This is a genomic window from Bartonella sp. AP1QHHD (assembly GCF_042196265.1).
GTDB lineage: Bacteria > Pseudomonadota > Alphaproteobacteria > Rhizobiales > Rhizobiaceae > Bartonella.
This window is the reverse complement of record NZ_JBHIPW010000007.1, coordinates 16,857-43,007: the sequence shown is the minus strand read 5'-3', so window position 1 is coordinate 43,007 and position 26,151 is coordinate 16,857. Positions and strand designations below refer to the sequence as shown.

The following is a 26,151-nucleotide window of genomic DNA, read 5'->3' as shown; positions in this document are numbered from 1 at the left end:
TGTTATATCATTGAAATACATTTCTTATTGAGTAATAATGATCAACAAGGAAATATTTTTAGATTGCATGTACTCACTTTTAGAGGCAATCTACCCTTAAATAAGTAAGAAAAGCTTCAGTTATACATCCCCTACTCTGATGAAGCAGAGTCTTAATTTTTAGAAGTGAAGGATCTGAAAGGAATACCGAATGTCTGAGAATAACGCATATATTATTGTGAATGATAAAAAAGTAGAGCTTCCCTTGCGTAAAGGCACGAGTGGACCTGAAGTCATTGAAATTGCTTCTCTCTATAAAAAAACCGATATTTTTACTTATGATCCTGGTTTTACTTCAACAGCTTCTTGTGAATCAAAAATTACTTATATCGATGGTGATAAAGGCATATTGCTTTATCGTGGTTATCCTATTGATCAATTGGCTGAAAAAGGAGACTTTCTCGAAAGTTGTTATCTTTTACTTTATGGTGAACTCCCAACACAGCAAGAAAAAAATCAATTTGATCGATGTATTATGCAGCATACCATGGTCCACGAACAATTTGCACGCTTCTTCCATGGCTTCCGTCGTGATTCTCATCCTATGGCCGTCATGGTTGCCTGCCTTGGCGCTATGTCTGCGTTCTATCACGACTCTATTGATATTACAGATCCTCACCAGAGAATGATTGCTTCTGTTCGTCTTATCTCAAAAGTTCCAACGCTTGCTGCTATGGCCTATAAATACAGTATTGGACAAGCATTTGTTTATCCACGTAATGATCTTAGTTATGCTGCAAATTTCCTCCATATGTGCTTTGCTGTTCCTTGTGAAGAATATAAAACAAACCCTGTGCTTGCTCGGGCGATGGATCAAATCTTTACCCTTCATGCAGATCATGAACAAAATGCTTCTACATCTACCGTACGTCTTGCTGGATCCTCAGGTGCTAATCCGTTTGCCTGTATTGCAGCAGGTGTTGCATGCCTTTGGGGACCAGCACATGGTGGTGCCAATGAAGCATGCCTAAAAATGCTACAAGAAATAGGTTCTATTAAAAGAATTCCTGAATTTATTGCACGTGCAAAAGATAAAAATGATCCTTTCCGCCTTATGGGCTTTGGGCACCGTGTCTATAAAAATTATGATCCACGTGCAAAAATCATGCAAAAAACCTGTCATGAAGTTTTAAAAGAACTCAACATTCAAGATGACCCTCTTCTTGATATTGCAATAGAGCTTGAAAAAATTGCCTTAAGTGATGAATATTTTATTGAGAAAAAGCTTTATCCCAATGTTGATTTCTATTCCGGCATTACATTAAAAGCTCTAGGTTTTCCAACTGAAATGTTTACTGTCCTTTTTGCATTGGCGCGCAGTGTCGGGTGGGTGGCACAATGGAAAGAAATGATTGAAGACCCTGCACAAAAAATTGGTCGTCCTCGACAACTCTACACAGGCTATGCTATGCGTGACTATGTTCCTATAGATGAACGTGCAAATTAAAAAAGAAATCAATAAAGCTTCAATTTACTGAAGCTTTATTGAGAGTAATCAAAAAACATCCTTTAAGAATTTTTATAAAACGTGATTTTAAAACTCTTTCTACAGAGATAACATCATCATAAAAATTTACTAAAAAATTCTAAGTTTTAGCTCTGTAAAGAAATTGAGAATACTCTTCTGCAAATTAGCCAAACATTTAGCAAAAAGAAATTGAAAATTTTACCTTATAATCCTCATTATCTTTAATGGAAATGTATTCCCTATTATTCCCCCATGTTTAAAAGCCTTATTACATATTAAAATCTAGCAATGTCAGAATTTTTCTTTCTATCTTCTTCAGATAAAATTGCAAAAAGCTTACATTAAGTGCTTCTCTAGTTAGAATAAAAACACTTTACATTTTGTTCTGTTAAAAGCTGAAATTTTCTTTGTATTTAAGTTAATAGTTTTTCTTTTAAAGATAAATTATTGATTTTTAAATAAAATTATTAAAAATCACCCTATAATCAATAAGAGATGACCTTCTTTCCTGTGTTTTTTATTCCCATACTTGATAAAAAGAAATTACTTTTTTTATAATGATATTCAGCATAATGATAGCAAAATGAACACAGATAAATTTTTTACATTGCTCCAAAAGAGCTTACAGATTATAAAAATTCATGATGGTTTCATATTTGCCAGCTTATCTAATAGGAGAACATAATGAAATTATTAGCAGGAGCGCTTATAATAAGCGCGACACTGTTTACCCTATCGGCCAATTCTCAAACGCTGAAAATTGCAAGCGATGCTTCTTATCCGCCATTTAGTTATATCGACTCAAATAACAAACTGCAAGGGTTTGATATTGATATATCTTATGCGCTTTGTAAAAAAATGAATGTTGAATGTACTATTGTCACACAAGACTTTGAGGGGATGATTCCCGGTCTTCTTGCCAAAAAATATGATGCTATCGTTTCTTCCCTTTCTCCTACAAAAGAGCGCTTACAAAAAATTGATTTTACAGATCCTTACTACAACACAGCACTCGCTGTTATCGTTACCAAAAATTCGGAAATTAAAGAAATCTCAACACAAGCCTTTAGAGGTAAAAACCTTGGTGTACAATCAAATACAACACAAGCTGCATATGCGGAAGATCATTATGCCTCTGAAGGAGTTAATATCAAACTTTATCCTACAGCAACAGAAGTTAATCGTGATCTTTTAAGCCATCGGCTTGATATCATCATCTTTGATAAATTAAAAGCATTAAATTGGCTTGAAAATGAAGGAAAAGACTGCTGTCTCCTCTTGGGAACTCTAAAAGAAACAAATTTTCCTATTGCAATTGCACTCCGTCAAAATAATAATGATCTTAAAAACAGTTTTAATAAAGCAATAGAAGAAATCCGCGCCGATGGAACCTATGAGAAAATTATGAGAAAATATTTTACTTTCGATATCAATTAGATAGTACTATGAATTAAAACTCAATCTGTATATTTAAGGAGTATTTTTTAAATCTTTATTGGACATGCAGGTATAATTAGAAATTCGGCATTTTTATAAGAAAATTTACATTTATCAAAATAACTTTAATTGCTCCTTGAGAGCTAAACATTTTGTAGAATCTAATGACAACAATAAGGTTGTATTTTTATCGTATTAAAATCTAATTTTTTTATGTTCAAATTTAATAGCCTTATTTTCAAGAAAAATCCTCAGTTTTTACCCATGAAATGATTCAAATCAAAAATTTCGTGAAAATTAAGCTATCATACAAGCAATAAGATATTTATTCTTTTTTTATCAATAATGCCCAACATAATGATCTAAAATAAACATCAATAAATTTTTGAATTGCTCCCAAAAAGCTTACAGATTATAAAAACATAATGATTTCATATTGCCCGCTTATCCAATAGGAGAACATCATGAAACTATTAGCAGGAGCTCTTATAATAAGCGCCGCACTATTCACCCAATTGGCTGATGCGAAAACATTAAAAATTGCGAGTGAAGGCACCTATCCTCCCTTCAGTTATATTGACTCAAATAATAAATTGCAGGGACTTGATATTGATATATCTTATGCACTTTGTAAAAAAATGAATGTTGAGTGTACTATTGTTACACAAGACTTCGAGGGAATGATCCCTGGACTTATTGCAAAAAAATATGATGCTATCATTGCTTCCCTCTCTCTCACACAAGAGCGTTTACAAAAAATTGACTTCACAGATCCTTACTACGATACAGCACTGGCTGTTATTGTTACCAAAGCTTCGGGAATTAAAGAAATCTCGACAAAAGACTTTAGAGGTAAAAATCTTGGTGTGCAATCAAATACAACACAAGCTTTCTATGCAGAAGATCATTTTGCCTCTGAAGAGGTGAAAATAAAACTCTATCCTTCCACAATAGAAGTGAATCGTGATCTTTTAAATCATCGACTTGATGTGATTATTGTTGATAAATTACAAGCATTAAATTGGCTTAAAAATGAAGGAAAAGATTGTTGTCTCCTCTTGGGAACTCTAGAAGAAACAAGATTTCCTGTTGCAATTGCAGTCCGTCAAAATAATAATGATCTTAAAAATAAGTTCAATGAAGCAATAAAAGAAATCCGTTTGGATGGAACTTATGAAAAAATTATGAGAAAATATTTTACAAGTGATGTTTATTAAATATCAATATGATATTTAAATAAAACCCGTTGGTTATTGCTAAAAAATATTATCTAACTCTTTCATGAGGAATACAAGAATGATTGAAAATTTAGCATTGCTATCATTTAGCAATGGTGGATGGGGAGCAGTTATACTTTCCAGTGCAGGAATGACTTTGTCATTGGCATTATGTTGTGGACTTCTAGGATTTCCTCTAGGACTTCTCAATGCAGTGATGATTCGATCCAATATTAAGATGGCCAAAGCTATGGCACGCCTCTTTTCAACGATATTTCGTGGGCTACCAGAGCTTTTAACTTTGTTTTTAGTTTACTACGGATTACAAAGCCTTATTCAAAATTTATTTGACTATTTTAGTTTTGAAATCATGTTCAGTATCAATGCTTTTGTTGCTGGTGTTCTTGCCCTTAGTATGGTTCTTGCAGCTTTTTCTTGTGAAGTTTGGCTTGGAGCATTTAATATTTTTGATAAAGGTCAATATGAAGCAGCTAAAGCTTTAGGACTTTCACGGTCAACCACATTTTTTCGTATTGTCTTCCCTCAGCTCATCCGAAATGCCTTGCCAGGACTTTCTAATAATTGGCTTACTTTACTGAAAGATACATCCCTTGTTTCTACCATCGCGCTTGTTGACCTCATGCGACAAACGAATCTAGCTGTCGCTGCTACCAATAAACCCATGCTATTTTATTTTGTAGCATGCTTACTCTATTTGTTATTTTCAGCGGTTTTTACTGCAATCTTACGCCATTTGGAAACATACACTCAAATAGGCTATAAAAAGGTGCTAGGTCAATGATTCCTGAGTGGCTTTATTTTCTTTTTAATCCTGATCTTTTAAGTCATTATGGACCAAAATTTATTAATGGCTTTATTGTTACTGTTGAACTTGTTTCTATTTCTTGTTCTCTAGGACTTTTTCTTGGTATGCTTATCGCTTTTGCACGTCTATCAGAGAATACATTTTTACAATATTTTGCAAATGCTTATGTCTATTTTTTCCGTGGCTCTCCTTTATTAGCTCAACTCTTTCTTTTTTATTATGGGCTTGGTTCAATGAACAGTTTTTGGCAACAAGTGGGGCTATGGTGGTTTTTTCAAAACGCGTGGTATTGTTGTCTTTTTATTTTTACACTCAATTCTGCTGCCTATCAATCTGAGATCTTTAAAGGAAGTTTTCTATCCGTAACAACTGGACAACGCGAAGCATCAAAAGCTTTAGGTTTAAGCAACTCTGTCACATTTTTTAGAGTTATTCTTCCACAAGCAATGATTGTAGCATTACGCCCCCTAGGAAATGAGTTGATTTTAATGATTAAATCCAGTGCTGTTGCCTCACTTATTACTGTTTATGATTTAATGGGGGTTGCTAAACTCGCTTATTCACGGACTTTCGATTTTCAAGTTTACGTTTGGGCTGCTCTTATCTATCTCTTTATCGTTGAACTCATTCATCGTTTTATTGTTTTTATCGAGCAGCGCCTCACTCGATATTTACGGTAAATAAAATGATCATAAAAAACTTTACCAAACCAAAATGTTGAATTAATCAAGTTCTTCATCAATGAAAGAATAAAATAAGATGAATTTGAAAAATAATAAATCGATCTCTCCCAGTAAAAAACCAGTGATCTCTATTCGAAATCTAAATAAATGGTATGGAAACTTTCAGGTCCTACATGATATCAACTTTAATGTTCAAGCTGGTGAACATATCGTTATTTGTGGACCATCCGGATCAGGAAAATCAACGTTAATTCGTTGTATTAATCAATTAGAACAAGCACAAAAAGGTTCAATCTGTATCCATAACGTTGATATCCATACTGCACCTATACAACAGCAAAAAAATGTTCTTCGTAAGATAGGAATGGTCTTTCAGAACTTTAATTTATTTCCCCACATGAGCGTTATACAAAATTGTATTTTAGCACCTATGACAGTTCAGGGACTTTCCAAACAACAAGCAAAAGAACGGGCAATTCGTTACTTAACACATGTTGGTATTGAAAAACACTGTGAAAAATATCCTTTACAACTTTCTGGTGGGCAACAACAACGTGTTGCGATTGCCCGTGCACTTTGTATGGAACCTGAAGTCATGCTTTTTGATGAACCAACCTCTGCTCTTGATCCAGAAAGTGTGGGAGAAGTTTTGGAAGTGATGGCTCGATTGGCCGATACAGGGATCACAATGCTTTGTGTTACCCATGAAATGGGCTTCGCACGTAAAGTCTCAGAAAGAATACTCTTTCTAGAAAATGGAAAAATTGTTGAAGATGCAGCCTCTGAAGAATTTTTTACCAATCCTAAAAGCCAACGTGCTTGTAATTTTCTTGCTAAAATTAAATATTAATCATTAAAATATTGCTTTATTTATACAATTTTATTCCTGCTTTTTAAAATAGTGATAATTGTTTGTGCGCCAACAACCCCCGATGGTACTTCAGTTTTCATTTTCTGTTCTACCATCTCAAAGGAATCAAGTTGTGCCTGTCGCAATAAAGGATTAGCCAAAAGTTGTTCTACCTGTCTTGCTAACATGCCAGGACGGATTAATTCATTCAAATATTCCGAAACAATAGGCTTATCAGCAATAATATTTGGAAGAGCAGCACTCCATAACATCATTTTAGGAAAAATAAATAATTTAGAAAAGAAATCAAGTTTATAGCAAAGAACCATAGGAACTTTTGCTAAGGCTAATTCAAGTGAAACAGTTCCATGTGCAGCAAGAGCAACATCTGCTTGTGCAAAAGCACGCCATTTTTCATCTTCACTAACTACAATTTCTATCTTGCTTTTCCAGCCCTGCACAAAGTCCCGGATTCTATCTACCAAATGAGGTAAGGTTGGTAAAATAATACGTAAATGAGGAATACGTTGTACAAGAATCTCTACTGTTTCTCGAAAAATAGGCATTAAGGAACGAATTTCTGAATTGCGTGATCCTGGCAAAATAACTAATGTAGGCGATAATGTTTGTGTATCGATCAAATTTCTTTGTTCTAATTGGCTTTTTTTTTCTGACTGAATTCTCAAAAGGGGAGGATATGTCAAAAGACGATGTCCAACATAAGTCGTGGCAGGGCCTCCCAAATCTTGCATAATCTTTTCTTCAAAAGGAAAAACCGCTAAAACATGATCAACAAATCCACACATAGCTTTTGCACGCTCTGGCCTCCATGCCCAAACGGTTGGTGCAATATATTTAATGATAGGAATAGAAGGCGCTAAAGCACGTACCTTTTTTGCAATACGATGCGTGAAATCAGGACTATCAATAATAATTAAACAATCAGGTTGTTCTTGTGCAATAAATTTGGATAAATTGCGAATATGTAGCAACAACAATGGTAGTTTTTTCAACACCTCCTTTAAACCTATTAAAGCAATATCATGGGAATCAAAAAAGCTTTTTAAGCCTAATGCCTTTAAATGGCTCCCCCCAACACCAATCAAATGAATATTGCATCCTATCTGTTGTAATAAACAAGAAATTAGATCGGCCCCAAGTAAATCACCAGATTCCTCACCTGAAACCACTGCAATCTTTAAGAAACAATTATTCATGACCAAACTTTTCAAATGTCTCTATAAATAAAGAATATTTGTTGGCTTTTTCTATTGTTGTTTTCACCGATAATATTAGACTTCTATTTGCCTCCACCGCAACACCAGATAAACCACTCTTTGCAATATTCATTATTGTCGCGGGCCCAATTGATGGCAAATCAACGCGATTATCCTGTTGTGGTTTTGCGCATTTTACAAGAATGCCACCTTTAAGGGGAATTTGCCCTCTTTCTCGCATTTCACAAATACGCCACAACATATTATCAGTTCCCTCAGCGCCCTCTAGAGCAACCACCCTTCCTTGAACAACGACAACGGCTTGCCCGATATCTAATTGACCTAAAAGCTTTGCTGCTTCTACTGCTAAAAAAATATCTTTTTTCTCTTTTGGAGTAGCGCGCCGTACTGTTAAATTAAATTCTATGGGAGCTAAAAGATCTGGGACTATTTCGTGAGCACCGATAACACAAAAACCGTGTGCTTCAATAACCCGTATAAAAGCTTTTAATAACGCATCGTCTCCCCTCTTCAAAGCTCCGATTAAATTAGGAAGAGCTAAAAATGTTGTCCAGTCCAGTCGCAATTGTTTAAGAAGTGGACGCTTTTTCACACCACCTGCCAAAACAACATTATATACACCAGCCTCTTTTAAAATTTTAACGAGTCGTGCTAACTCTACAATTGATAGCTCGCAATGCTCATAGCGATAAAGAACAGAATCTGCCTCACCATGCAAAAGCACAAGAAAAGGATTTTCTCCATTCTTCTCAAGAGTCTGCGCAACAGTAATCGGTAGAACACCATTTCCTGCTATAATAGCAGTACGGCCGGAAAGAAAACTTCTGGCTCCCCAAATAGGCATTTTTAATCCTTATGTTCTTTTATTCTAACACCTTCAAATTTTGGTGTACAATAAAAACGCTTTCCTTCTTCTTTAATAAAATTAACAACTTCAGAAACAGACTGAGAAGAAGAATAGAAAGAAGCAACATCACTGACACGCTCTTTAAATGGTTTGCTATGATCAAAAAGCATAGCAACCGCATGACGGAGTGCATGAATATCTTGACGCTCAAGTCCTGCACGCTTCATACCAATAATATTGAGTCCAGCAAGTTTTGCCTGCACACCAACAGCTGTTCCATAAGGTATCAGATCACCAACCAGTGCAGATACGCCGCCGATAAATGCATGATGTCCAACACGAACAAATTGATGAACAGCAGCACCACCACCAATAATCACATAATCACCAATAGTAACATGACCAGCAATCATTGCGTTATTGGCAAATGTTACATGATTGCCTACATAACAATCGTGAGCGATATGCGCATAACAAAAAAATTGGCAATTATCACCAACAACTGTCATTCCTACACTCGAATCGGAGCCCCTATGCATTGTTACACCTTCACGAATCGTACAATTCTTACCAATAAAAAGAGTTGTAGCCCCTCCTTTATGTTTATTATTTTGCGGATCTGCCCCCAAAACGGCATGAGAAAATACTTTACTCTTGGCTCCTAACGTTGTCTTTCCCATTATTACAACATGACTTGTCAAACTACATTCATCACCAATAACAGCCTCTGAACTAATATGGCAAAATGGTCCAACGCGTACATTCTCACCAAGCTGCGCTCCCTTCTCCACAAGAGCAGTTGGATGGATTTTCGTACCGGACATTTTTAAATTCCCATCAAATATCGTTTATTCTTCTTCGACAATCATCGCAGCAATTTCTGCTTCAGCGACACGGACATCTTCTACTTTTGCAACACATGAAAAACGTCTCATACCAGATCTTTTTTTCAAAAGCTGAACATGAATCTTGAGCTGATCACCAGGCATAACCGGCTTACGAAATTTCGCATTATCAACCGTCATAAGGTAAACTAAATTTGTTTGCTTATTGCCTAAATTTAAAAGTGCTATTGCTCCTGCCGTTTGTGCCATAGCTTCTAAAATCAAAACTCCAGGCATAACAGGCTTTGAGGGAAAATGTCCCGTAAAATGAGGCTCGTTAATCGTTATATTTTTAATACCAATCGCTTCTTGTTCACCATTAATATCAATTATACGATCAATTAATAAAAATGGATAACGGTGCGGTAATATTGATAATAGTTTTTCAATATCGACAGCCTCTAAGTTTTTAGTTTTTTCACTGCTGATCATATCAGCGTTTCTCCTTTTTAACTTTTCCCATACTGCGCAACGCCGCTACTTCACGAAACCATTGTTTAAATGGTCGCGCTGGACTACCTCCCCATTTTTCGCCATCCGGAATGTCATTCATAACACCACTACGAGCAGCAATCTGAACAGATTTACCTATTATGATGTGATCAGCTACTCCCACACTTCCACCAAGCTGAGACATATCCCCTATAGATGTACTTCCCGCAATGCCACATTGAGCGGCAATAAGACAATAGCGGCCAATTTTTACATTGTGGGCAATTTGTACAAGATTATCAATCTTGCTTCCTTCACCAATAACAGTATCTTGAAATGTCCCACGATCAATTGTCGTGTTCGCACCAACTTCTACACCATCCTCAATAATAACGCGACCAAGCTGTGGAATTTTCTCGATTCCAGAAACGCCCCCAACATAACCAAAACCATCTTGCCCAATGCAAACACCAGGATAAAGCTGAACCTTATCACCTATTATAGAACACTGAACTGTTACCTTAGGAGCAATATAGCAGTCACATCCAATACGGCAATTTTCACCGATAACAGCTGTGGATGAAATAAGAGTTCCTGCACCAATCTCAACATTTTTACCAATAACAGCTCCCGCTTCAATACACACATCATGTGCCAACTTAGCCGTTGGATGAATATGCGCATGCGATGAAATCCCCTTCTGCCCCAACCAAGGCATTGGCTTGACAGAATCTGGAAACAAAATACGACCAATCTGAGCAAAGTCACGCTGTGGTGTGGATGTCACCAAAATTGCCATAGTCTCGGGAACTTTAAAAACAATCTCATTCGTACACAAAACAGCAACAGCAGAACTGTCCAGTAAAGCATCAGAAAACTTCCGATGCTCTACAAAAACAAGCGAACCTTCCACAGCACTCTCAAGTGAAGAAAGAGTATTGATAACTTTATGAGAAAACTCTGGATTAAGAAGCTTTGCACCCGTCAACTCAGCAGCATTTGCAACTGTCAATCGTCGGGACGGCGTAAAAAAAAATGTATCCGCCATCAAAACACTTTCTCTCCCAGCTTAAGCTATTCTCTTCAAGTTTTCCCTCTTAAAATCGCTCAAATCAGAACTTCGTAGAAATACCAAAGTTCAATTGTTGCAAACGATCACCTTCCTGCTTCGTTATTGGCCAAGCATAATCAAAACGCAAAGGACCAAACGGAGAATCCCACATCAAACTCACACCTGCAGATGAACGCCAAGCACTTTTGGTATTGGTAACAGACGGTTCACCCTTAAAAACGGCTTTATAATTATTGCCATAAAGCGTGGCAATATCCGCAAATAAAGCACCGCGCAACCCAAATCCTTCAGGCACGACAGGGATAGGGAACTGTACTTCAGCAGTCGCATTCATATATGTCGTTCCCCCCAAGAAATAAACCTCACCCTTACTGGAAACCTGACGCGGACCTATTCCATTATATTTGAACCCTCGAATCATATCAGAATTTACTTTAAACATATCGAAAATACGAACACCATCTCGGCCCATTCCGTGGATATAACCACCCCCAAAGGAAAGCAAACCAACGATATCCTTCTGGTCAGAAAGAGTCTTGTACATCATCGCCTTACCCGTGGTCTTCAAGAACTTTGCACTCCCACCAAGCCCTGCATATTCCTGAAGCAGATGCACGTACCACCCATCATGGGGGGATCTCATATCATCAATCGTATTATAGGTGAAACCATAACTAATTGATGAACGTTTCCAAGGGCTGTGTTTTGCAGCTTGAACAATCGCACCAGAATATTTCCCATATAATTCTATTATGTCACTCTCTTTGTCAAAATCATACTCTCCGCCAAAATCATATTCTTCCTGCACATAAGAATAAGCTACATTAGCAGATAATTGATTATTAATAGGTAACGAAAACCGCAGCGATCCACCTGTCTGCCGTACATCATAGGCTTTATCAGCACGATAAGTACTACGAAAAACATCAACGCCAGCAGATAAACGATACCCTAAGAAATAAGGATCAACAAATGATAAATTATAATTACGAGATTTTTCTTGCCCCGCACCTAATCCTAAACGAACATATTGACCACGTCCCCCAAGATTACGTTCAGTAACAGAAACTTCAAGTGACATACCAGGACTTGTTCCCCCTGTTGTATACCCTCCAGAAAGAGAGAGATCTCCTGTTGAAGCTTCAACGACATCTATTACCAAAACAACTTGGTCAGATTGATCTGTAGGAACCATTGAAATATTAACGGCTTTGAAGAAACCTAAACTTTCTAGACGACGTTTTGCCCGCTGTAATAAAGTTTGATTGTAAGCATCTCCTTCGTTTAAATCAATCTCACGGCGAATGACGTAATCACGCGTTTTCTCATTGCCACGTATATCAATACGTTGAATATAAGCACGTGTACCCTGTTCAATATTATATAAAATTGAAATTGTATGATTTGCTAAATTACGATTTCCCCGCGGTTCAACTTTAGCAAAAGCATATCCCGAATCAGCAACTTTGTTATTAATAGTTGCAACAGACTGTTCAATATCTTCTGCACTATAAACATTACCTGGCTGGGTTTTAAGCACCCTTTTTACAGATTGAACGTCAATTCCATCAACATCACTTTCAACCTGAATATCGCTAATTTTATAGAGCGCACCCTCATCAAGAACGAAAGAAATTTTATACGTATTGCTTGCTGCATCAAAAGTTGCTTTAGAAGAGACTACACGAAAATCTGCATAACCACGGTTATAATAAAAGCGACGTAAAGCTTCTTCATCAACAGCGAGGCGCTCTTCACTGTAAACATCACCTCCCAACAACTTCGAAAAAATTCCTGAAGTTTTTGTTGAAATCACATCACGCAAACGGCGACTTCCAAAGACACTATTGCCCTTAAAAGTGATATCACCAATCTTTGTTTTTTTCCCTTCAACGACATTAAATACCACATTAACCCGCCCTTTTCCAAGGTTAATCGTTTGAACGTTAACAGTGATATTATTACGACCAAGAGTTTTATAAGCCTCACGAATTGTATTTATATCAGCAGAAAGCTTCGCAGAATTAAAAGGCTCATTCGGTTTTAAAGAAATAAACCGCTTAAGATCTGGGTCTTTAAAAGATTTATTTCCTTGAAACAATATTTGATTGACAACCTCATATTCTTTTACGAATACAACCAATTTATCACCCACCGGATTTATTTTAACATCATAAAATAAACCCAATTCGAAAAGGTTCTTCACAGCACTATCAACATCACCACTGGAAACACCTTGCCCAACCTTAATCCCCATATTGTCTCGAATCGCCTGAGAACTTACAAACTTATTCCCACGAACCTCAATAGAGCGGACTACAGACGCTTGTATTTCTCCGACCGCAGCAATTGACATAAAAACCGTTGCTGGGGCAATCATCCCCATCTTTAACACCAATACAGATGCTGCATTTAAAAACTTTGAATTCGTAGTCATTGGCTTTTTTACCTTACTCTCGTTCCTTAGACATGATGCCTTAAAAAGCTAACTGCCATAACAACCTTTTTACAGCAACCTTTTTACAGCGAGACTTTTCATTCCTTAATTACTCATTATAATGTACAACGCCACAACATTTTGTAGACATGGTAAACAACCTTCAATTTGTTTTTGCTATTATTACTTAATTTATAAAGCGTTTTCCATAATTTAATTAGCTAAACCAACAAAAATAATCATTAAAAAAGACAAAGATCATAAAAAGGAGAAGAATGGAAAAACCTAAACGAAAAACGATTCCCTGAATTTTAGCAGATATTTTCCTCCCAGTAATGACCTCAATGACATGCAATAAAAGATGCCCACCGTCAAGCGGTAGAATCGGAAAAAGGTTAATAAGCCCAACACTTATTGAAAGAAAAGCTGCTAAATTCAATAAAGAGATAAAACCTGTCTCGCTCACTTTCCAAGCAATTTTAACGGTTTTAGAAGGTCCACTTAGCCGACAACGATCCTCTTTGCCTCCTATTAAACGACTCATAAAAAGAACGGTTTGAGTGGCGATAAACACAGTACGGTCTGACGCTTTTCTTACAGCTGTTACAAAACCATAGCGAATATGTTTTATATAAGTTGGATCTAAACGTGCAGGATTATTTAAATCAACAGGAACACCTACACCTATCATAGCACTTCGTGTTCGATTACCAAATCCATCATCTCGCTCAACGACTTTCGGGGTAATCATCGTTGTAAAGAATCGCCCCATGCGTTCTATTTTAAACTCTATGGGTTCTCTTCCGTGAAAAGCTACATAATTCATCAAATCTTCAAAGCTTTCAACCCGTCGCCCATCCATTTCAACAAAACGATCACCTAATTCCAAACCGGATTGAAGAGCAGGGCTATCTTTTACCAAAGAACCAACAACGGGCTCAATGGCTACACGACCATAGATAAAGAAAAAAAATGTTAGAATAACAACAGTAAAAAGGGCATTGAAGAAAGGACCGGCAAAAACAGTTGCTGCTTTTTTCCAAGCATGCGCACTAGCAAATGAACCATCAACAATCAGAGATGATTGGGATGATTCCGTATCGATTTTTTCCTCATCCCCAACAAATTTTACATAACCTCCTAAGGGGATAAGTGCTAAACGCCACTTCGTGCCATGCTTATCTGTATAACTCGCTATTTCTGGTCCAAATCCAAGCGAAAAAATTAACGCCTTAATACCACACCACCGACCAATGAGATAGTGCCCAAATTCGTGCACAAAAATGATAATCATAATGATGAAAAGAATACTCAAACTTCTTAAAAGAAAATCACCCATAGTGACGATATGATTTAAAAGTTCCAAACTATCTTCTCCCAATTAGATCATACTAAAAAGATTAAAAGGCGCATCCATATCAGACATAAATGAACCAATTAAATAAAGAAGAAAAGCTGCCCCTACCAATCCATCTATACGATCCATAAAACCACCATGTCCAGGCAATAAAGAACTAGAATCTTTAACAGAAAACCGTCTTTTGAGCCATGATTGCCCTAAATCACTCAATTGTGAAACAATTGACAAAACAAGTGTAAGGAGTGGCACAAAAAAACTGGCTAAATTTATATCAAAAAATCCAAAAGCAACCCATATACCACCGAAAACTCCGACAAATGTACCACCAAGTGCTCCTGACCATGTTTTATTAGGAGAAAATTGTGGTGCTAATTTAGGGCCCCCTAATGCACGTCCGATAAAATAACCACCAATATCTGTTCCCCACACTATCGTAAATAAGAAAATAACAACTTGGAACCCCAACATTTCATGATCCCGTAGAAAGCATAAAGCAACAACAGGAAAAGATGCATATAAAAAACCACAAAAAACCCAACCACTCTTTTTTATAGATATAATAGCTAATACTGTAGCTAAAACGATTAAAACACAAAAAATCAATGAAGCAGATACACTCAACACTAAAAAAAAGCCAAAGATTAAATAAAATATACTTGCTAATATTTTTTGTAAAATACACCATTTCTCTTTAGTAATACTCATCCACTCATAAAGAACAAAACCGCCAATACACCATACAAATAAAAAAAAGAAGTTTCCTCCCAACCATGTTAGATACAACGCAATAATGCCAAAAACAAAAGCTGTCAGAATACGATAAACCAAATTAGACAAAACAACATCCAAACAATAAAAATAGAAAATACAAGCTCTAAAATTAACGCAAGAAAAACTCCCCTACGCAGTATTTTTATCTCATACCTGTATAATTTCTCTTATAATTTATCATAAATAATTCAGTCTACTAAGATAGCGCTTATGAAACTAATAATCAATGAAAACAGCTTCAAAAATCTCCGTCAAAATTATAAAATATTTTTTTAATATTTTCTCAAATATAAAATGAAAAAGCAGTTACCTCTGCCCCATACAAATTAACTAATATAGGTTTCGTATAAAAATACTTTTCTATCAACTATTCGTCATTAAAAAACGAATTACGCCACATAACATCTGCTTGATCAATTATACTCACATGTTTTATAATGAGAAATAAGAGAAAGGTTAGGCTTGTTTTTTGCATTATATTCTTTCCCCAACCTTCATCTTAGAATATTTGAATAATTTCTAATAATGCTTTCATTATGCATTTTAACAAAGACGTGCTCAACTAAAAAACCGCACCATGCTGTTAAATAGTGTCTCCCAGCAAAGGGCATGATTTATCACGCAGACTAAAAAATAAAAACATCCGCCCTTTCAAATCAGTCTCTCCCATATCAAAATGATAGAATACCTTCCTGCATCACACCTTGCTACCACAGAGCACACCACGCCCTACAATTATCCCTAGAAACAATTTACAGGCTGGGAGTATAACATCCTTTTTCTAGCGACAAAATCGTCTTAAACGTGCATAATCTCAGATTCTTTTACGGCTAAAATTTTATCAATATCAGCAATAGTTTCATCTGTGAGTTTTTGAACTTTTTCAGACAAACTATGGGATTCATCTTGTCCAATTTCACCATCTTTTTCTAACTTTTTCAAATTGTCCAGACCATCCCGACGAACATGACGTGTAGCAACACGCGCTTGCTCTGCATAGTGATGCGCAATTTTTACAAGTTCTTTACGGCGCTCTTCATTCAACTCAGGCAAAGGAATACGTAAATTCGTACCATCAGTTATGGGATTTAAACCAAGACCAGAATCGCGAATAGCGCGCTCTACAGCTCCAACCATCGTTTTATCCCATACAGAAACAGAAAGCATCCGAGGTTCAGGAACAGAAATATTAGCAACCTGATTTATATGAACAACAGAACCATAAGATTCAACGGTCAACGGTTCTAATAAACTGGCCGATGCACGTCCAGTCCGCAAACCACCTAACTCATGTTTAAAAGCCGTAATGGCACCATCCATGCGACGTTTCAGATCATCCATAATTGATGTAACATTCATATTTCTGTCTCCTTCAATTGTCCTTTGAAGCTTACCCTTATTCCGATACTATTGTAAAGCGTCCTGTTCCATTCAAGACCTTAGCCAAACCGCCTTTTTCATGAATGGAGTACACAATAATCGGTACATTGTTCTCACGTGCTAAAGTGACCGCCGTTGAATCCATAACAGATAATCCCCATTGCAAAACTTCAACATGTGTTAATTGGTCAAAACGCTTAGCCGTAGGGTCTATTTTTGGATCTGCTGAATAAATACCATCAACTTGTGTTCCTTTAAGAAGGACATCCGCACCAATTTCTGCTGCACGTAAAGTAGCAGCAGAATCAGTGGTAAAAAATGGATTTCCTGTACCACCTGCAAAAATAACAACTTTTCCCTGATTCATATAAGCTATTGCTTTACGTTGCGAGAAACTTTCACAAATTTGTGGCATAGCAATCGCAGAGAGTACAACAGTTTCAACCCCTAATTTTGTCAAAGATGTTCGCAATGCTAAAGAGTTAATAGCAGTTGCAAGCATTCCCATATGATCACCTGTCACTCGGTCCCCACCATGCGAAGCAACAGCAACGCCACGAAAAATATTTCCCCCACCGATAACAACCGCAACTTCTATCCCCATTGTGCGCACTTCTGCAATATCAGCGGCAATACGGTCTACAACAGAAACATCAATGCCAAAATTCTGCCCTCCCATAAGAGCTTCACCAGAAGCCTTTAAAAGAATACGTTTATACGGAAGTGCTAATGCCATTAATAATCTCCCCAAAAGCCCATTTACTTTTTGCTTTTGACATCACGAAGGGCACCACTTTTTTCACGTGACGCCCTCTCAACAATTACATTTTTCCCCTCAGAGATTCTACAACCAATGATATGACTTTAAATCTCTGATCAAGAGTTTGCAATAACTAGCCTTTTACAGCAGCAGCAACCTCTGCTGCAAAATCAGACTCCTCTTTTTCCACACCTTCACCTAATGCAAAACGAATAAAGCCTGTAATTTTTGCTGGAGCACCTATTGATTTCTCAGCATCCTTTAAAGCAGCCTCAACAGTTATATCAGGATTCATAACAAAAGCTTGAGAAAGCAAAACAACCTCTTCAAAAAACTTACGCATACGCCCTTCTACCATTTTTTCAATGATATTTTCAGGTTTTCCAGACTGACGTGCTTGATCTGAAAAAATTGCTTTTTCACGTTCAACAGCAGAAGCATCAACATCTTGTGCTGTAAGTGCTAATGGATTGGTTGCCGCAATATGCATCGCGACCTGCCGACCAAAAGCAAGAGCAGCCTCTTTATTTCCTGTTGTTTCAATCGCAACCAAAACACCAAGTTTTCCAAGCCCATCAGCCACACTATTGTGTATATAAGTCGCAACAACACCATTCTCAACGGACAATTTAGCGGAACGACGAAATGTTATATTTTCGCCAATTGTACCAATTGCATCTTTAATTGTAAGCTCTACAGTCTTCTCAGAACCTGGATAAAGAGAAACAGAAACAGATTCAACATCCCCTGACGTATCTAAGGCAGCAGTTGCTACTTTACGCACGATGTCTTGGAATCCATCATTGCGTGCAACAAAATCTGTTTCAGAATTAATCTCAACCAAAACTGCATGTGAATCTTTTGATACGACTCCGATTAATCCCTCAGCTGCTGTACGACCAGCCTTTTTATCTGCTTTAGCTATTCCTTTTTTACGAAGCCAATCAACAGCAGCTTCCATATCACCATTGGTCTCTGCTATGGCGGCTTTACAGTCCATCATACCAGCGCCAGATAGTTCTCGAAGTTCTTTTACTTGTGCAGCAGTAATGCTCATATTTGCCTCTTTATTTTGTAACAGTGAAAGCGTGCAAAATCCCTCTGCACGCCTATAACTTCTTCTTTAGACAATAAAAGTACCTTAATTAGGCATTTTATATTATTCAGAAACTTCTGAAACTGCATTTTCTTCCAAAATAGGCTCCACAGGTGCATCAACTTGAGCTCCTAAATCGATACCCATTGCTCCTTGCTGGCGTGCAATACCATCAAGAGCAGCACGGGCAAAAAGATCGCAATAAAGAGAAATTGCACGTGAAGCATCGTCATTACCTGGTATTGGATGTGTTACGTCATCGGGATCACAATTGGTATCAATAATAGCAATCACTGGAATACCTAAACGTTTTGCTTCTTGGAGTGCAATATTTTCTTTATTCGTATCGATAACAAAGATAAGATCTGGAACAGAACCCATATCTTTAATACCACCAAGCGCACGATTAAGCTTTTCACGATCACGTTCAAGATTTAAACGTTCCTTTTTAGTAAAGCCTTGCGCTTCAGCAGCAAGAATTTTATCAAGCTTTCGCAAACGATGTATCGAATTGGAAATCGTTTTCCAGTTTGTGAGCATGCCGCCAAGCCAGCGTGCATTAACGTAATACTGGGCAGAACGATTCGCCGCATCAGCGATAATGTCAGATGCTTGCCGTTTCGTACCAACAAATAGAATACGACCACCACGCGCAACAGTATCTGAAACAAGTTTAAGCGCTTGATGTAAAAGCGGAACGGTCTGAGCAAGGTCAATAATATGGATATTATTACGCTGACCATAAATATAGGGAGTCATTTTGGGATTCCAACGATGAGTCTGGTGACCAAAATGCACACCTGCTTCTAAAAGCTGGTGCATAGTAAAATCGGGTAGTGCCATAAATCTTATCCTTTCCGGTTCAACCTCCGCGGAAAAAGCAGGAAGACCTGCTACCGGCGGATGCTTGCTAGAAGTTTCTCACAGATCATTTGCAAACACCCAGACTCCGCGTGTGGAATAGCGCAAACATACTAATATTTGATTCTTTTTCAAGTTATTTTCTTTAATCATTTAATATTTGCATTTTCACATTGATTAAGATCTTTTCCAAGTTCCAAGAATTCGAGACTGTTCAATTTTGCACGCACTGAAAAAGTTCCATAATCTATATGAAGATCACGCATGACACCATTCTCATGTAAGAGAAAACTGCTACGATAAACCGGCAAACCATCTTTATTTTCTCCATCATCAAAATAAGAAATTGTAACAGGCCAATATTCTTCTTCATCCAATTTTCTTACTTTTTCCGTTTCGCTATCAGATAAAAGCGTCTTCTTTTCCCCTATGACGATACTTTCTTTTATAACTTTATCTGCTTTATTTGTCCCATCAAATACAGTAACATTGTAAAAATGATCTCCTGCTTTTGCATGGCGGATAATATTTTTTAGTTGCATCATTGGAAATTCAGCCATTGCAAGCTTATACTCTTTTTCCTTTGGCTTTTTTAAGGTAACTGTAATACCATCTTGCGTACGCTCCGCAACTCCCTCGGCACGATGCACAACCTCTTCTCCCTCTTGATCTGTAATATTAAAACGAAATGTACGGCTGTCTCCTGTTTCATAACTCGTCGTCTGTTGATCCGTCAAACGTACTGGCATATCTTCAATGTAAACACGGCTAATGAAACGAAAACGTGTGCTATAGCCTTGGCATGCCGAACCAGCAAGCTCGTAAACCATTCGCCCTGACATCGCAGAAATTGTCATGTCATGAGAAACGCTATCGAGATGAAAATCATAAATTGCTCGATGAGGCACAATAAAAATAGGCTCTTCAGCTCTCGCTGTACATAAAAAAACAATATATAAAATTATTATAAATAATGATCTAATCATTCCCAAATTCCAAACTTTATCCCCGTTGCATAACATCATACAATAAGGCAAAAAAGGCTAATTTCTCAATTAACCACACATTTCCTTAAATCAAAAAATAGATTATACAATGAATGTATTATAGAGCAGCTATGGAGTTTAAATTATGACTAATATGATTGAAAAAAACTTAGAGAAATTCGGAATCACTCTTCCTGAAGTAATCTCCCCCCTTGCCAATTACATCACCACTTCACAAAGTGGCAATCAACTCTTTATTTCTGGACAACTCCCTCTTATTAATGGAAAACCAATAGCCATCGGTAAAGTTGGTGCAACTGTGAATACCGAACAAGCCCAAAAAGCATCCGAAGCTTGCGCTCTCAATATTCTCGCTCAACTCCAAGCAACTCTAGGTGACTTAAATAAAATAAAACGTGTGGTAAAAATTACTGTTTTTGTGGCTGTAGATTCTCATTTTACCGATATTCCTTTTGTTGCCAATGGAGCTTCTAATTTATTCGTCAATATTCTTGGTGAAATTGGAAAACACGCCCGTTCTGCTATTGGTGTTGCCTCTCTTCCTATGGATGTTCCTGTAGAAGTTGAAGCCATCATAGAAATCTAAGCCTTTATATAAGACAGTGCACCATCCTAAATATAACTAAAGTCAAAATACTTCTTTGTCTTACACTCTGATAAACTTTGTATTTTTTCGTTTTTAATTAAAATCTTAAACTTACAATAAAAGGAAATATTTGTATGAAACAAGCTTATGATAACAACAATATTTTTGCTAAATTGATTCGCAATGAAATCCCTTCTGTTCGTGTATACGAAGATGATGATGTTATTGGATTTATGGATATCATGCCACAGGCACCAGGTCATACGCTGGTCATTCCTAAAAAAGGCTCTAGAAACTTACTTGATGCAGATACTGAAACATTATTTCCTGTTATTAAAGCTGTTCAAAAAATTGCAAATGCCGTCAAAAAAGCCTTTCAAGCAGATGGCATAACTGTCATGCAATTTAATGAAGCAGCTAGTCAACAAACCGTTTATCACCTCCATTTCCATATTATACCACGTATGGAGGGAATAGAGCTTACCCCTCATAATGATATGGTAACGCCTCCAGAAATACTTGAAGAGAATGCAAAAAAAATCCGTGCAGCTTTATAACACACTCTTAAGTTGTTGTGCTTTTTTTTCTACACGTTTTTTTTGTAAAGTTTTCCATTTTACTTTTCTTTGAACTTACAGATATATCGGAAGATGAAATTTCTAACTGTAAGCTTTCTTTTTTACCATTTGATTTTTGTGTCAATACGCGAACGGTACCGCCATTGCGTAACTTTCCAAATAAAATTTCATCAGCTAATGGCTTTTTAATATATTCTTGTATAACACGCCCTAATGGGCGTGCTCCCATCTGAGAATCATATCCTTTATTAGAAAGCCATAAAGTTGCAGAAGGGCTTAATTCAAAACAAATTCCCCGATCAGCTAATTGTGCTTCAAGCTGAAAAATAAATTTTTGCACTATCTGATTGATGATTAAATGAGATAAAGGTGCAAACGGAATAATTGCATCTAACCGATTACGAAATTCTGGTGTAAATAACCGATTGATTGCTTCTATATCCTCACCATCACGATGTACTTTCCCAAATCCAATAGCTGATTTTGCCATATCTGAAGCACCAGCATTGGTTGTCATAATCAAAATAACATTGCGGAAATCAATTTTCTTACCATTATGGTCTGTTAATCTACCATAATCCATTACCTGCAATAAAATATTAAATAACTCTGGGTGCGCTTTCTCAATCTCATCTAGCAATAGAACTGCGTGAGGTTTCTGATCAACGGCATCTGTAAGGAGACCTCCTTGATCAAACCCTATATAACCTGGAGGTGCTCCGATTAAACGTGCTATCGTATGCCGTTCCATATATTCTGACATATCAAAACGCAATAATTCAATGCCTAAAGATGATGCAAGCTGTTTTGCAACTTCAGTTTTTCCTACACCTGTTGGTCCTGAAAATAAATAACTTCCTATTGGTTTATCCGGTTCGCGTAAACCTGCTCGCGCCAATTTTATGGATGAAACTAAGACGGAAATTGCCTGATCTTGACCATAAACAACATGTTTGAGTTCTCTTTCAAGCTTACTCAGTATCTTCTGATCATTCCGGGAAACTGTTTTTGGTGGAATTCTTGCAATTGTAGCAACAGTCGCTTCAATTTCTTTAACACCTATACTCTTCTTGCGTTGTTTTTGTGGCAAAAGCTTTTGCGCTGCGCCACTTTCATCAATAATATCAATTGCTTTGTCAGGTAACCTACGGTCAATTATATAACGTGAAGATAATTCTACAGATGCCTTCATCGCCTGATCTGTATATTTAATCTGATGAAAATCTTCAAAGTAAGGCTTCATCCCCTGCAAAATTTTAATCGCATCTGTAACAGAAGGTTCATTAATATCAATCTTCTGAAAACGACGCTCTAAAGCACGATCTTGTTCAAAGAATTTGCGATATTCTCTGTAAGTCGTCGAACCAATACATCGCATAGTTCCAGAAGATAACACAGGTTTCAAAAGATTTGCTGCATCCATATTTCCCCCTAATGTTGCTCCTGCTCCAATTAAGGTATGGATTTCATCAATAAATAAAATAGCATCTGGATACAGCTCAAACTCTTTAATAACTTGCTTTAAGCGTTCTTCAAAATCACCGCGATAACGTGTACCTGCAACAAGTCCCCCCATATCAAGAGAAAATATTGTTGCATTTGATAAAACTTCAGGCACTTGCCCATCAACAATGCGCTTTGCCAATCCCTCAATTATAGCTGTTTTCCCTACTCCAGGATCACCAACCAAAAGCGGATTGTTTTTTGACCTTCGACATAAAATCTGAATCATGCGTGAAATTTCTATTTCACGGCCAATTAATAAATCAATTTTTCCATTACGTGCTTTACAATTGAGATCAACACAATAATTCGTTAAAGCACTTGTTCCTCTTTCACCATTATCCGAAATCTGCTGATCTAATTGCTCTTCAAGTCCTTCAAGTAACATGGATAACCCATCATCACGCGTGACACCCTGTGAAATAAAACGTACAGCATCATAGCGTGTCATTCCCATCTCTTGAAGAAAATATGCTGCATGGCTTTCACGTTCAGAAAAAATTGCAACAAGAACATTTGCCCCCGATACTTCATCTTTTCCAGCTGATTGTGCATGAATCACCGCACGTTGGATAACACGCTGGAAAAAAGCTGTAGGCTTTGTATCCTCATCAGCTCTAATCTGTTCATCTAACTCTGAGCGAAGATAATTGGTTAAGCGCTCTCGCAATTCCTCCACATCTACTTGGCAAGCCTGAATAACGGAATTTGCATCGGCATCATCTAACAGCGCAAGTAGAAGATGCTCTAGTGTTGCATATTCATGCCGTGCTTGAGTAGCAATTGTTAATGCACGATGCAAAACCTCTTCAAGACTAGGTGTAAAAGATGGCATAGCTCCTCACTTCCATTCCATTACACATTGTAACGGATGTTCATTTTGACGCGCACATTCCCTCACTTGTAATATTTTCATTTCAGCGACTTCATAAGTATAAGTCCCACATTCTCCTATCCCATTGTGATGAACATTTAACATTATCCGCGTTGCCTCTTCGAAACTTTTTTTAAAAAAGTTCTTCAAAACGAAAACAACAAAATCCATAGGTGTGTAATCATCATTAAGCAAAAAAACTCGACATAATTTAGGTTTTTCGAGTTTTTCTCTAGCCTTAGGCATTATAACCGCACCATGCCTACCTTCATCCCAATTCTTGCCCTTTTCATTATGCATAATATGAGCTATAGAGTTTATTATGAGCGTCTGTCCCATTATCGTTTTCCATGCAACACATTTTTTATTAATTTTAAATTCTTTCATAACTATTGCAATACCTGTTTGTATTAGAAAAAAATCTCCCTCTATGGTTAGACTTCAATCACTCACTCATAAAATAACTTCTGTAAACAAATTAGTAATACCATTCGCCTAAACTGCATCAACAAATTACAGAAAAGGAAGCTTTATAGAAGTTTTTCAGGATAAATGGAGAAATAGGATACTGCAAGTGTATATTAATTATCAAAAAATTATGCGCTACTGTAAAACAATAGCAATTTCTTTTGTTATGTTAGCTTTTTCTTACTGTTGGGCATCAGCCACACCTCAAGGCGCATATCCTGATAAGTATGCGGCTATTGTTATAGATGCTACTACGGGAAAAACTCTATTTCAAGCCAATGCAACACTGAAACGTTATCCTGCTTCTTTAACAAAAATGATGACATTGTACTTACTCTTTGAAGCTATGCAGATGCGTCGTGTGACACCAAATACACCAATTCCTGTTTCTCATTATGCAGCAATGCGTCCACCAACAAAAATTGGATTTAAAGCAGGCCAAACAATTTCTGCAGAATCAGCAGCTAAAGCACTCATTACAAGATCCGCAAATGATGTTGCTGCTGCCATTGCAGAATATCTTGGAGGTAGTGAAAAAAAATTCGCTCAAATGATGACAATAAAAGCTCGTAAACTTGGCATGAAACATACACATTTTGCAAATGCTTCAGGACTTCCGGATGTGCACAATTATTCTACAGCACGAGATATAGCGACTTTGTCATTAGCTTTACGTAAACATTTTCCCAAACAATATAAATTGTTCAAAACAAAAAGTTTTAATTTCCGTGGACATAAAATTAACAGCCACAATAAACTTGTTAAAATAATGAAAGGTGTCGATGGAATTAAAACAGGCTACACACAAATGTCAGGTTCTAATTTAGCAACTTCGATGCGTCTTGAGGGGCGCTCTGTTGTCGCTGTTGTTATGGGAGGTAAATCATCTACTGCGCGTGACGAGCATATGGCTAGCCTATTGAAACAATATTTGCCCAAAGCAAGCCAAATGAAAAGTGGTGAACGTTTAATGGCTTCTGTACGCTATCACTTACCGACTGGCGCCAATACTCCTATACCGACCATTAAAGCTGATTCAAGTAATTTTGACGATGAAATTTCGACTATGTTGACAGCATTTGCAGAACAACCTAAAAACTCCAATATCGCAATAACGGCTGTAAATAAGGTAATTATACCAATACCGAATCCTCAAAAAACTATACCGGCTGAGACTCATAAAATTGTAACAGTCTCTTTGTCCGAAAATGCCGGATGGGCTATCCAAATTGGTTCTCTTCCTAGTGAAGAACAAGCAAAAACTCTACTTTTAAAAGCAAAAAATATAGCTTTTTCTATTTTAAAACACGCATCTTCACACATGCAACTGTTTGAAAAAAATGGGCGGCGTTATTACCGAGCGCGCTTTACAGGGTTTCAATCAAAAAAAGCTGCATTTGATGCTTGCTCTACATTAAAGAAAGCAAATTTTAACTGCTATACTGTAGCCTACTAAAAATTTTTGAATTCTGCGTTA

Annotated in this window: 24 protein-coding genes; 9 read left to right on the top strand and 15 right to left on the bottom strand. The window is 37.0% G+C overall.

Features of this window, described 5'->3' with window-relative positions; genetic code table 11:
- Window positions 1–190: 190 nt before the first annotated feature.
- The 6 genes from gltA (at window position 191) to ACFIME_RS01325 (ending at window position 6,520) form a co-directional block, all read left to right on the top strand.
- On the top strand, window positions 191–1,486 hold the full coding sequence (gltA, locus tag ACFIME_RS01350) for a citrate synthase (protein ID WP_375684368.1): 1,296 nt from the start codon (window positions 191–193) through the stop codon (window positions 1,484–1,486).
- Between the two features lie 705 nt (window positions 1,487–2,191).
- On the top strand, window positions 2,192–2,944 hold the full coding sequence (locus ACFIME_RS01345; RefSeq protein WP_375618360.1) for a transporter substrate-binding domain-containing protein: 753 nt from the start codon (window positions 2,192–2,194) through the stop codon (window positions 2,942–2,944).
- A 464-nt stretch (window positions 2,945–3,408) separates the two neighbouring features.
- Window positions 3,409–4,161, top strand: coding sequence for a transporter substrate-binding domain-containing protein (locus ACFIME_RS01340; RefSeq protein WP_375612134.1), 753 nt, complete (start codon window positions 3,409–3,411; stop codon window positions 4,159–4,161).
- Window positions 4,162–4,240: 79 nt separating this feature from the next.
- On the top strand, window positions 4,241–4,963 hold the full coding sequence (locus ACFIME_RS01335; RefSeq protein ID WP_375639751.1) for an ABC transporter permease: 723 nt from the start codon (window positions 4,241–4,243) through the stop codon (window positions 4,961–4,963).
- Window positions 4,960–5,667, top strand: coding sequence for an ABC transporter permease (locus ACFIME_RS01330; protein WP_375632788.1), 708 nt, complete (start codon window positions 4,960–4,962; stop codon window positions 5,665–5,667). Before ACFIME_RS01335 ends, ACFIME_RS01330 begins: the two co-directional genes overlap by 4 nt.
- Window positions 5,668–5,746: 79 nt before the next feature.
- Entirely contained in the window at window positions 5,747–6,520 is a 774-nt protein-coding gene (locus ACFIME_RS01325; protein WP_375634730.1) for an amino acid ABC transporter ATP-binding protein, read from the top strand.
- Window positions 6,521–6,540: 20 nt separating this feature from the next.
- Here the strand turns inward: ACFIME_RS01325 and lpxB are convergent, their stop codons facing one another.
- The 13 genes from lpxB to ACFIME_RS01260 form a co-directional block, all read right to left on the bottom strand.
- Complete coding sequence (gene lpxB, locus ACFIME_RS01320) at window positions 6,541–7,737, bottom strand: lipid-A-disaccharide synthase (RefSeq protein ID WP_375684367.1); 1,197 nt, start codon at window positions 7,735–7,737, stop codon at window positions 6,541–6,543.
- Window positions 7,730–8,602: an LpxI family protein gene (locus tag ACFIME_RS01315; protein ID WP_375632782.1), complete on the bottom strand. Its 873-nt coding sequence runs from the start codon at window positions 8,600–8,602 to the stop codon at window positions 7,730–7,732. Before ACFIME_RS01315 ends, lpxB begins: the two co-directional genes overlap by 8 nt.
- A 2-nt stretch (window positions 8,603–8,604) precedes the next feature.
- Entirely contained in the window at window positions 8,605–9,429 is an 825-nt protein-coding gene (gene lpxA / locus ACFIME_RS01310; RefSeq protein ID WP_375609506.1) for an acyl-ACP--UDP-N-acetylglucosamine O-acyltransferase, read from the bottom strand.
- Between the two features lie 24 nt (window positions 9,430–9,453).
- Window positions 9,454–9,921, bottom strand: coding sequence for a 3-hydroxyacyl-ACP dehydratase FabZ (fabZ, locus tag ACFIME_RS01305; protein WP_375655237.1), 468 nt, complete (start codon window positions 9,919–9,921; stop codon window positions 9,454–9,456).
- Between the two features lies 1 nt (window position 9,922).
- Window positions 9,923–10,969, bottom strand: coding sequence for a UDP-3-O-(3-hydroxymyristoyl)glucosamine N-acyltransferase (lpxD, locus tag ACFIME_RS01300; RefSeq protein ID WP_375612127.1), 1,047 nt, complete (start codon window positions 10,967–10,969; stop codon window positions 9,923–9,925).
- A 64-nt stretch (window positions 10,970–11,033) separates the two neighbouring features.
- A complete protein-coding gene (gene bamA, locus ACFIME_RS01295) occupies window positions 11,034–13,430 on the bottom strand; it encodes an outer membrane protein assembly factor BamA (RefSeq protein WP_375662578.1) in 2,397 nt (798 codons plus the stop codon).
- 217 nt (window positions 13,431–13,647) lie between these two features.
- Window positions 13,648–14,796, bottom strand: a complete 1,149-nt coding sequence (locus ACFIME_RS01290) for an RIP metalloprotease (RefSeq protein ID WP_375618369.1) — start codon at window positions 14,794–14,796, stop codon at window positions 13,648–13,650.
- A gap of 15 nt (window positions 14,797–14,811) precedes the next feature.
- Entirely contained in the window at window positions 14,812–15,627 is an 816-nt protein-coding gene (locus ACFIME_RS01285) for a phosphatidate cytidylyltransferase (protein ID WP_375613469.1), read from the bottom strand.
- Between the two features lie 732 nt (window positions 15,628–16,359).
- Window positions 16,360–16,920: a ribosome recycling factor gene (frr, locus tag ACFIME_RS01280; protein ID WP_375684366.1), complete on the bottom strand. Its 561-nt coding sequence runs from the start codon at window positions 16,918–16,920 to the stop codon at window positions 16,360–16,362.
- Window positions 16,921–16,957: 37 nt separating this feature from the next.
- Window positions 16,958–17,677: a UMP kinase gene (gene pyrH, locus ACFIME_RS01275; protein WP_273790666.1), complete on the bottom strand. Its 720-nt coding sequence runs from the start codon at window positions 17,675–17,677 to the stop codon at window positions 16,958–16,960.
- Window positions 17,678–17,834: 157 nt separating this feature from the next.
- Entirely contained in the window at window positions 17,835–18,758 is a 924-nt protein-coding gene (tsf, locus tag ACFIME_RS01270) for a translation elongation factor Ts (protein ID WP_375684365.1), read from the bottom strand.
- Window positions 18,759–18,860: 102 nt separating this feature from the next.
- Complete coding sequence (gene rpsB / locus ACFIME_RS01265; protein ID WP_273788135.1) at window positions 18,861–19,640, bottom strand: 30S ribosomal protein S2; 780 nt, start codon at window positions 19,638–19,640, stop codon at window positions 18,861–18,863.
- A gap of 167 nt (window positions 19,641–19,807) precedes the next feature.
- Entirely contained in the window at window positions 19,808–20,644 is an 837-nt protein-coding gene (locus ACFIME_RS01260; RefSeq protein ID WP_375662576.1) for a cell envelope integrity EipB family protein, read from the bottom strand.
- A 145-nt stretch (window positions 20,645–20,789) separates the two neighbouring features.
- Between ACFIME_RS01260 and ACFIME_RS01255 the strand changes: the two genes are divergently transcribed.
- Together ACFIME_RS01255 and ACFIME_RS01250 are read left to right on the top strand one after the other, a co-directional pair.
- Complete coding sequence (locus ACFIME_RS01255; RefSeq protein WP_208439554.1) at window positions 20,790–21,251, top strand: RidA family protein; 462 nt, start codon at window positions 20,790–20,792, stop codon at window positions 21,249–21,251.
- A gap of 134 nt (window positions 21,252–21,385) precedes the next feature.
- Window positions 21,386–21,808: an HIT family protein gene (locus ACFIME_RS01250; RefSeq protein ID WP_375662575.1), complete on the top strand. Its 423-nt coding sequence runs from the start codon at window positions 21,386–21,388 to the stop codon at window positions 21,806–21,808.
- 7 nt (window positions 21,809–21,815) lie between these two features.
- Here the strand turns inward: ACFIME_RS01250 and clpA are convergent, their stop codons facing one another.
- Both clpA and clpS read right to left on the bottom strand, forming a co-directional pair.
- Complete coding sequence (clpA, locus tag ACFIME_RS01245; protein ID WP_375632768.1) at window positions 21,816–24,167, bottom strand: ATP-dependent Clp protease ATP-binding subunit ClpA; 2,352 nt, start codon at window positions 24,165–24,167, stop codon at window positions 21,816–21,818.
- A gap of 6 nt (window positions 24,168–24,173) precedes the next feature.
- Entirely contained in the window at window positions 24,174–24,545 is a 372-nt protein-coding gene (clpS, locus tag ACFIME_RS01240) for an ATP-dependent Clp protease adapter ClpS (RefSeq protein WP_273790742.1), read from the bottom strand.
- A gap of 235 nt (window positions 24,546–24,780) precedes the next feature.
- Here clpS and ACFIME_RS01235 point away from each other — a divergent pair, with 235 nt between their 5' ends.
- Window positions 24,781–26,130 carry a D-alanyl-D-alanine carboxypeptidase gene (locus tag ACFIME_RS01235; protein WP_375632766.1) on the top strand — a complete coding sequence of 450 codons (1,350 nt, stop codon included), beginning with the start codon at window positions 24,781–24,783 and terminating at the stop codon, window positions 26,128–26,130.
- Window positions 26,131–26,151 lie beyond the last annotated feature (21 nt).

Bases quoted from the DNA above. Each gene is read 5' to 3' on its own strand.
- bamA (WP_375662578.1), bottom strand. From the start codon at position 13,430: ATGACTACGAATTCAAAGTTTTTAAATGCAGCATCTGTATTGGTGTTA.
- ACFIME_RS01345 (WP_375618360.1), top strand. From the start codon at position 2,192: ATGAAATTATTAGCAGGAGCGCTTATAATAAGCGCGACACTGTTTACC.
- lpxB (WP_375684367.1), bottom strand. From the start codon at position 7,737: ATGAATAATTGTTTCTTAAAGATTGCAGTGGTTTCAGGTGAGGAATCT.
- ACFIME_RS01260 (WP_375662576.1), bottom strand. From the start codon at position 20,644: ATGATTAGATCATTATTTATAATAATTTTATATATTGTTTTTTTATGT.
- fabZ (WP_375655237.1), bottom strand. From the start codon at position 9,921: ATGATCAGCAGTGAAAAAACTAAAAACTTAGAGGCTGTCGATATTGAA.
- gltA (WP_375684368.1), top strand. From the start codon at position 191: ATGTCTGAGAATAACGCATATATTATTGTGAATGATAAAAAAGTAGAG.
- ACFIME_RS01325 (WP_375634730.1), top strand. From the start codon at position 5,747: ATGAATTTGAAAAATAATAAATCGATCTCTCCCAGTAAAAAACCAGTG.
- clpS (WP_273790742.1), bottom strand. From the start codon at position 24,545: ATGGGACAGACGCTCATAATAAACTCTATAGCTCATATTATGCATAAT.
- tsf (WP_375684365.1), bottom strand. From the start codon at position 18,758: ATGAGCATTACTGCTGCACAAGTAAAAGAACTTCGAGAACTATCTGGC.
- ACFIME_RS01315 (WP_375632782.1), bottom strand. From the start codon at position 8,602: ATGCCTATTTGGGGAGCCAGAAGTTTTCTTTCCGGCCGTACTGCTATT.
- lpxD (WP_375612127.1), bottom strand. From the start codon at position 10,969: ATGGCGGATACATTTTTTTTTACGCCGTCCCGACGATTGACAGTTGCA.
- ACFIME_RS01335 (WP_375639751.1), top strand. From the start codon at position 4,241: ATGATTGAAAATTTAGCATTGCTATCATTTAGCAATGGTGGATGGGGA.
- pyrH (WP_273790666.1), bottom strand. From the start codon at position 17,677: ATGGCATTAGCACTTCCGTATAAACGTATTCTTTTAAAGGCTTCTGGT.
- ACFIME_RS01330 (WP_375632788.1), top strand. From the start codon at position 4,960: ATGATTCCTGAGTGGCTTTATTTTCTTTTTAATCCTGATCTTTTAAGT.
- rpsB (WP_273788135.1), bottom strand. From the start codon at position 19,640: ATGGCACTACCCGATTTTACTATGCACCAGCTTTTAGAAGCAGGTGTG.
- ACFIME_RS01250 (WP_375662575.1), top strand. From the start codon at position 21,386: ATGAAACAAGCTTATGATAACAACAATATTTTTGCTAAATTGATTCGC.
- lpxA (WP_375609506.1), bottom strand. From the start codon at position 9,429: ATGTCCGGTACGAAAATCCATCCAACTGCTCTTGTGGAGAAGGGAGCG.
- ACFIME_RS01255 (WP_208439554.1), top strand. From the start codon at position 20,790: ATGACTAATATGATTGAAAAAAACTTAGAGAAATTCGGAATCACTCTT.
- ACFIME_RS01340 (WP_375612134.1), top strand. From the start codon at position 3,409: ATGAAACTATTAGCAGGAGCTCTTATAATAAGCGCCGCACTATTCACC.
- clpA (WP_375632768.1), bottom strand. From the start codon at position 24,167: ATGCCATCTTTTACACCTAGTCTTGAAGAGGTTTTGCATCGTGCATTA.
- frr (WP_375684366.1), bottom strand. From the start codon at position 16,920: ATGAATGTTACATCAATTATGGATGATCTGAAACGTCGCATGGATGGT.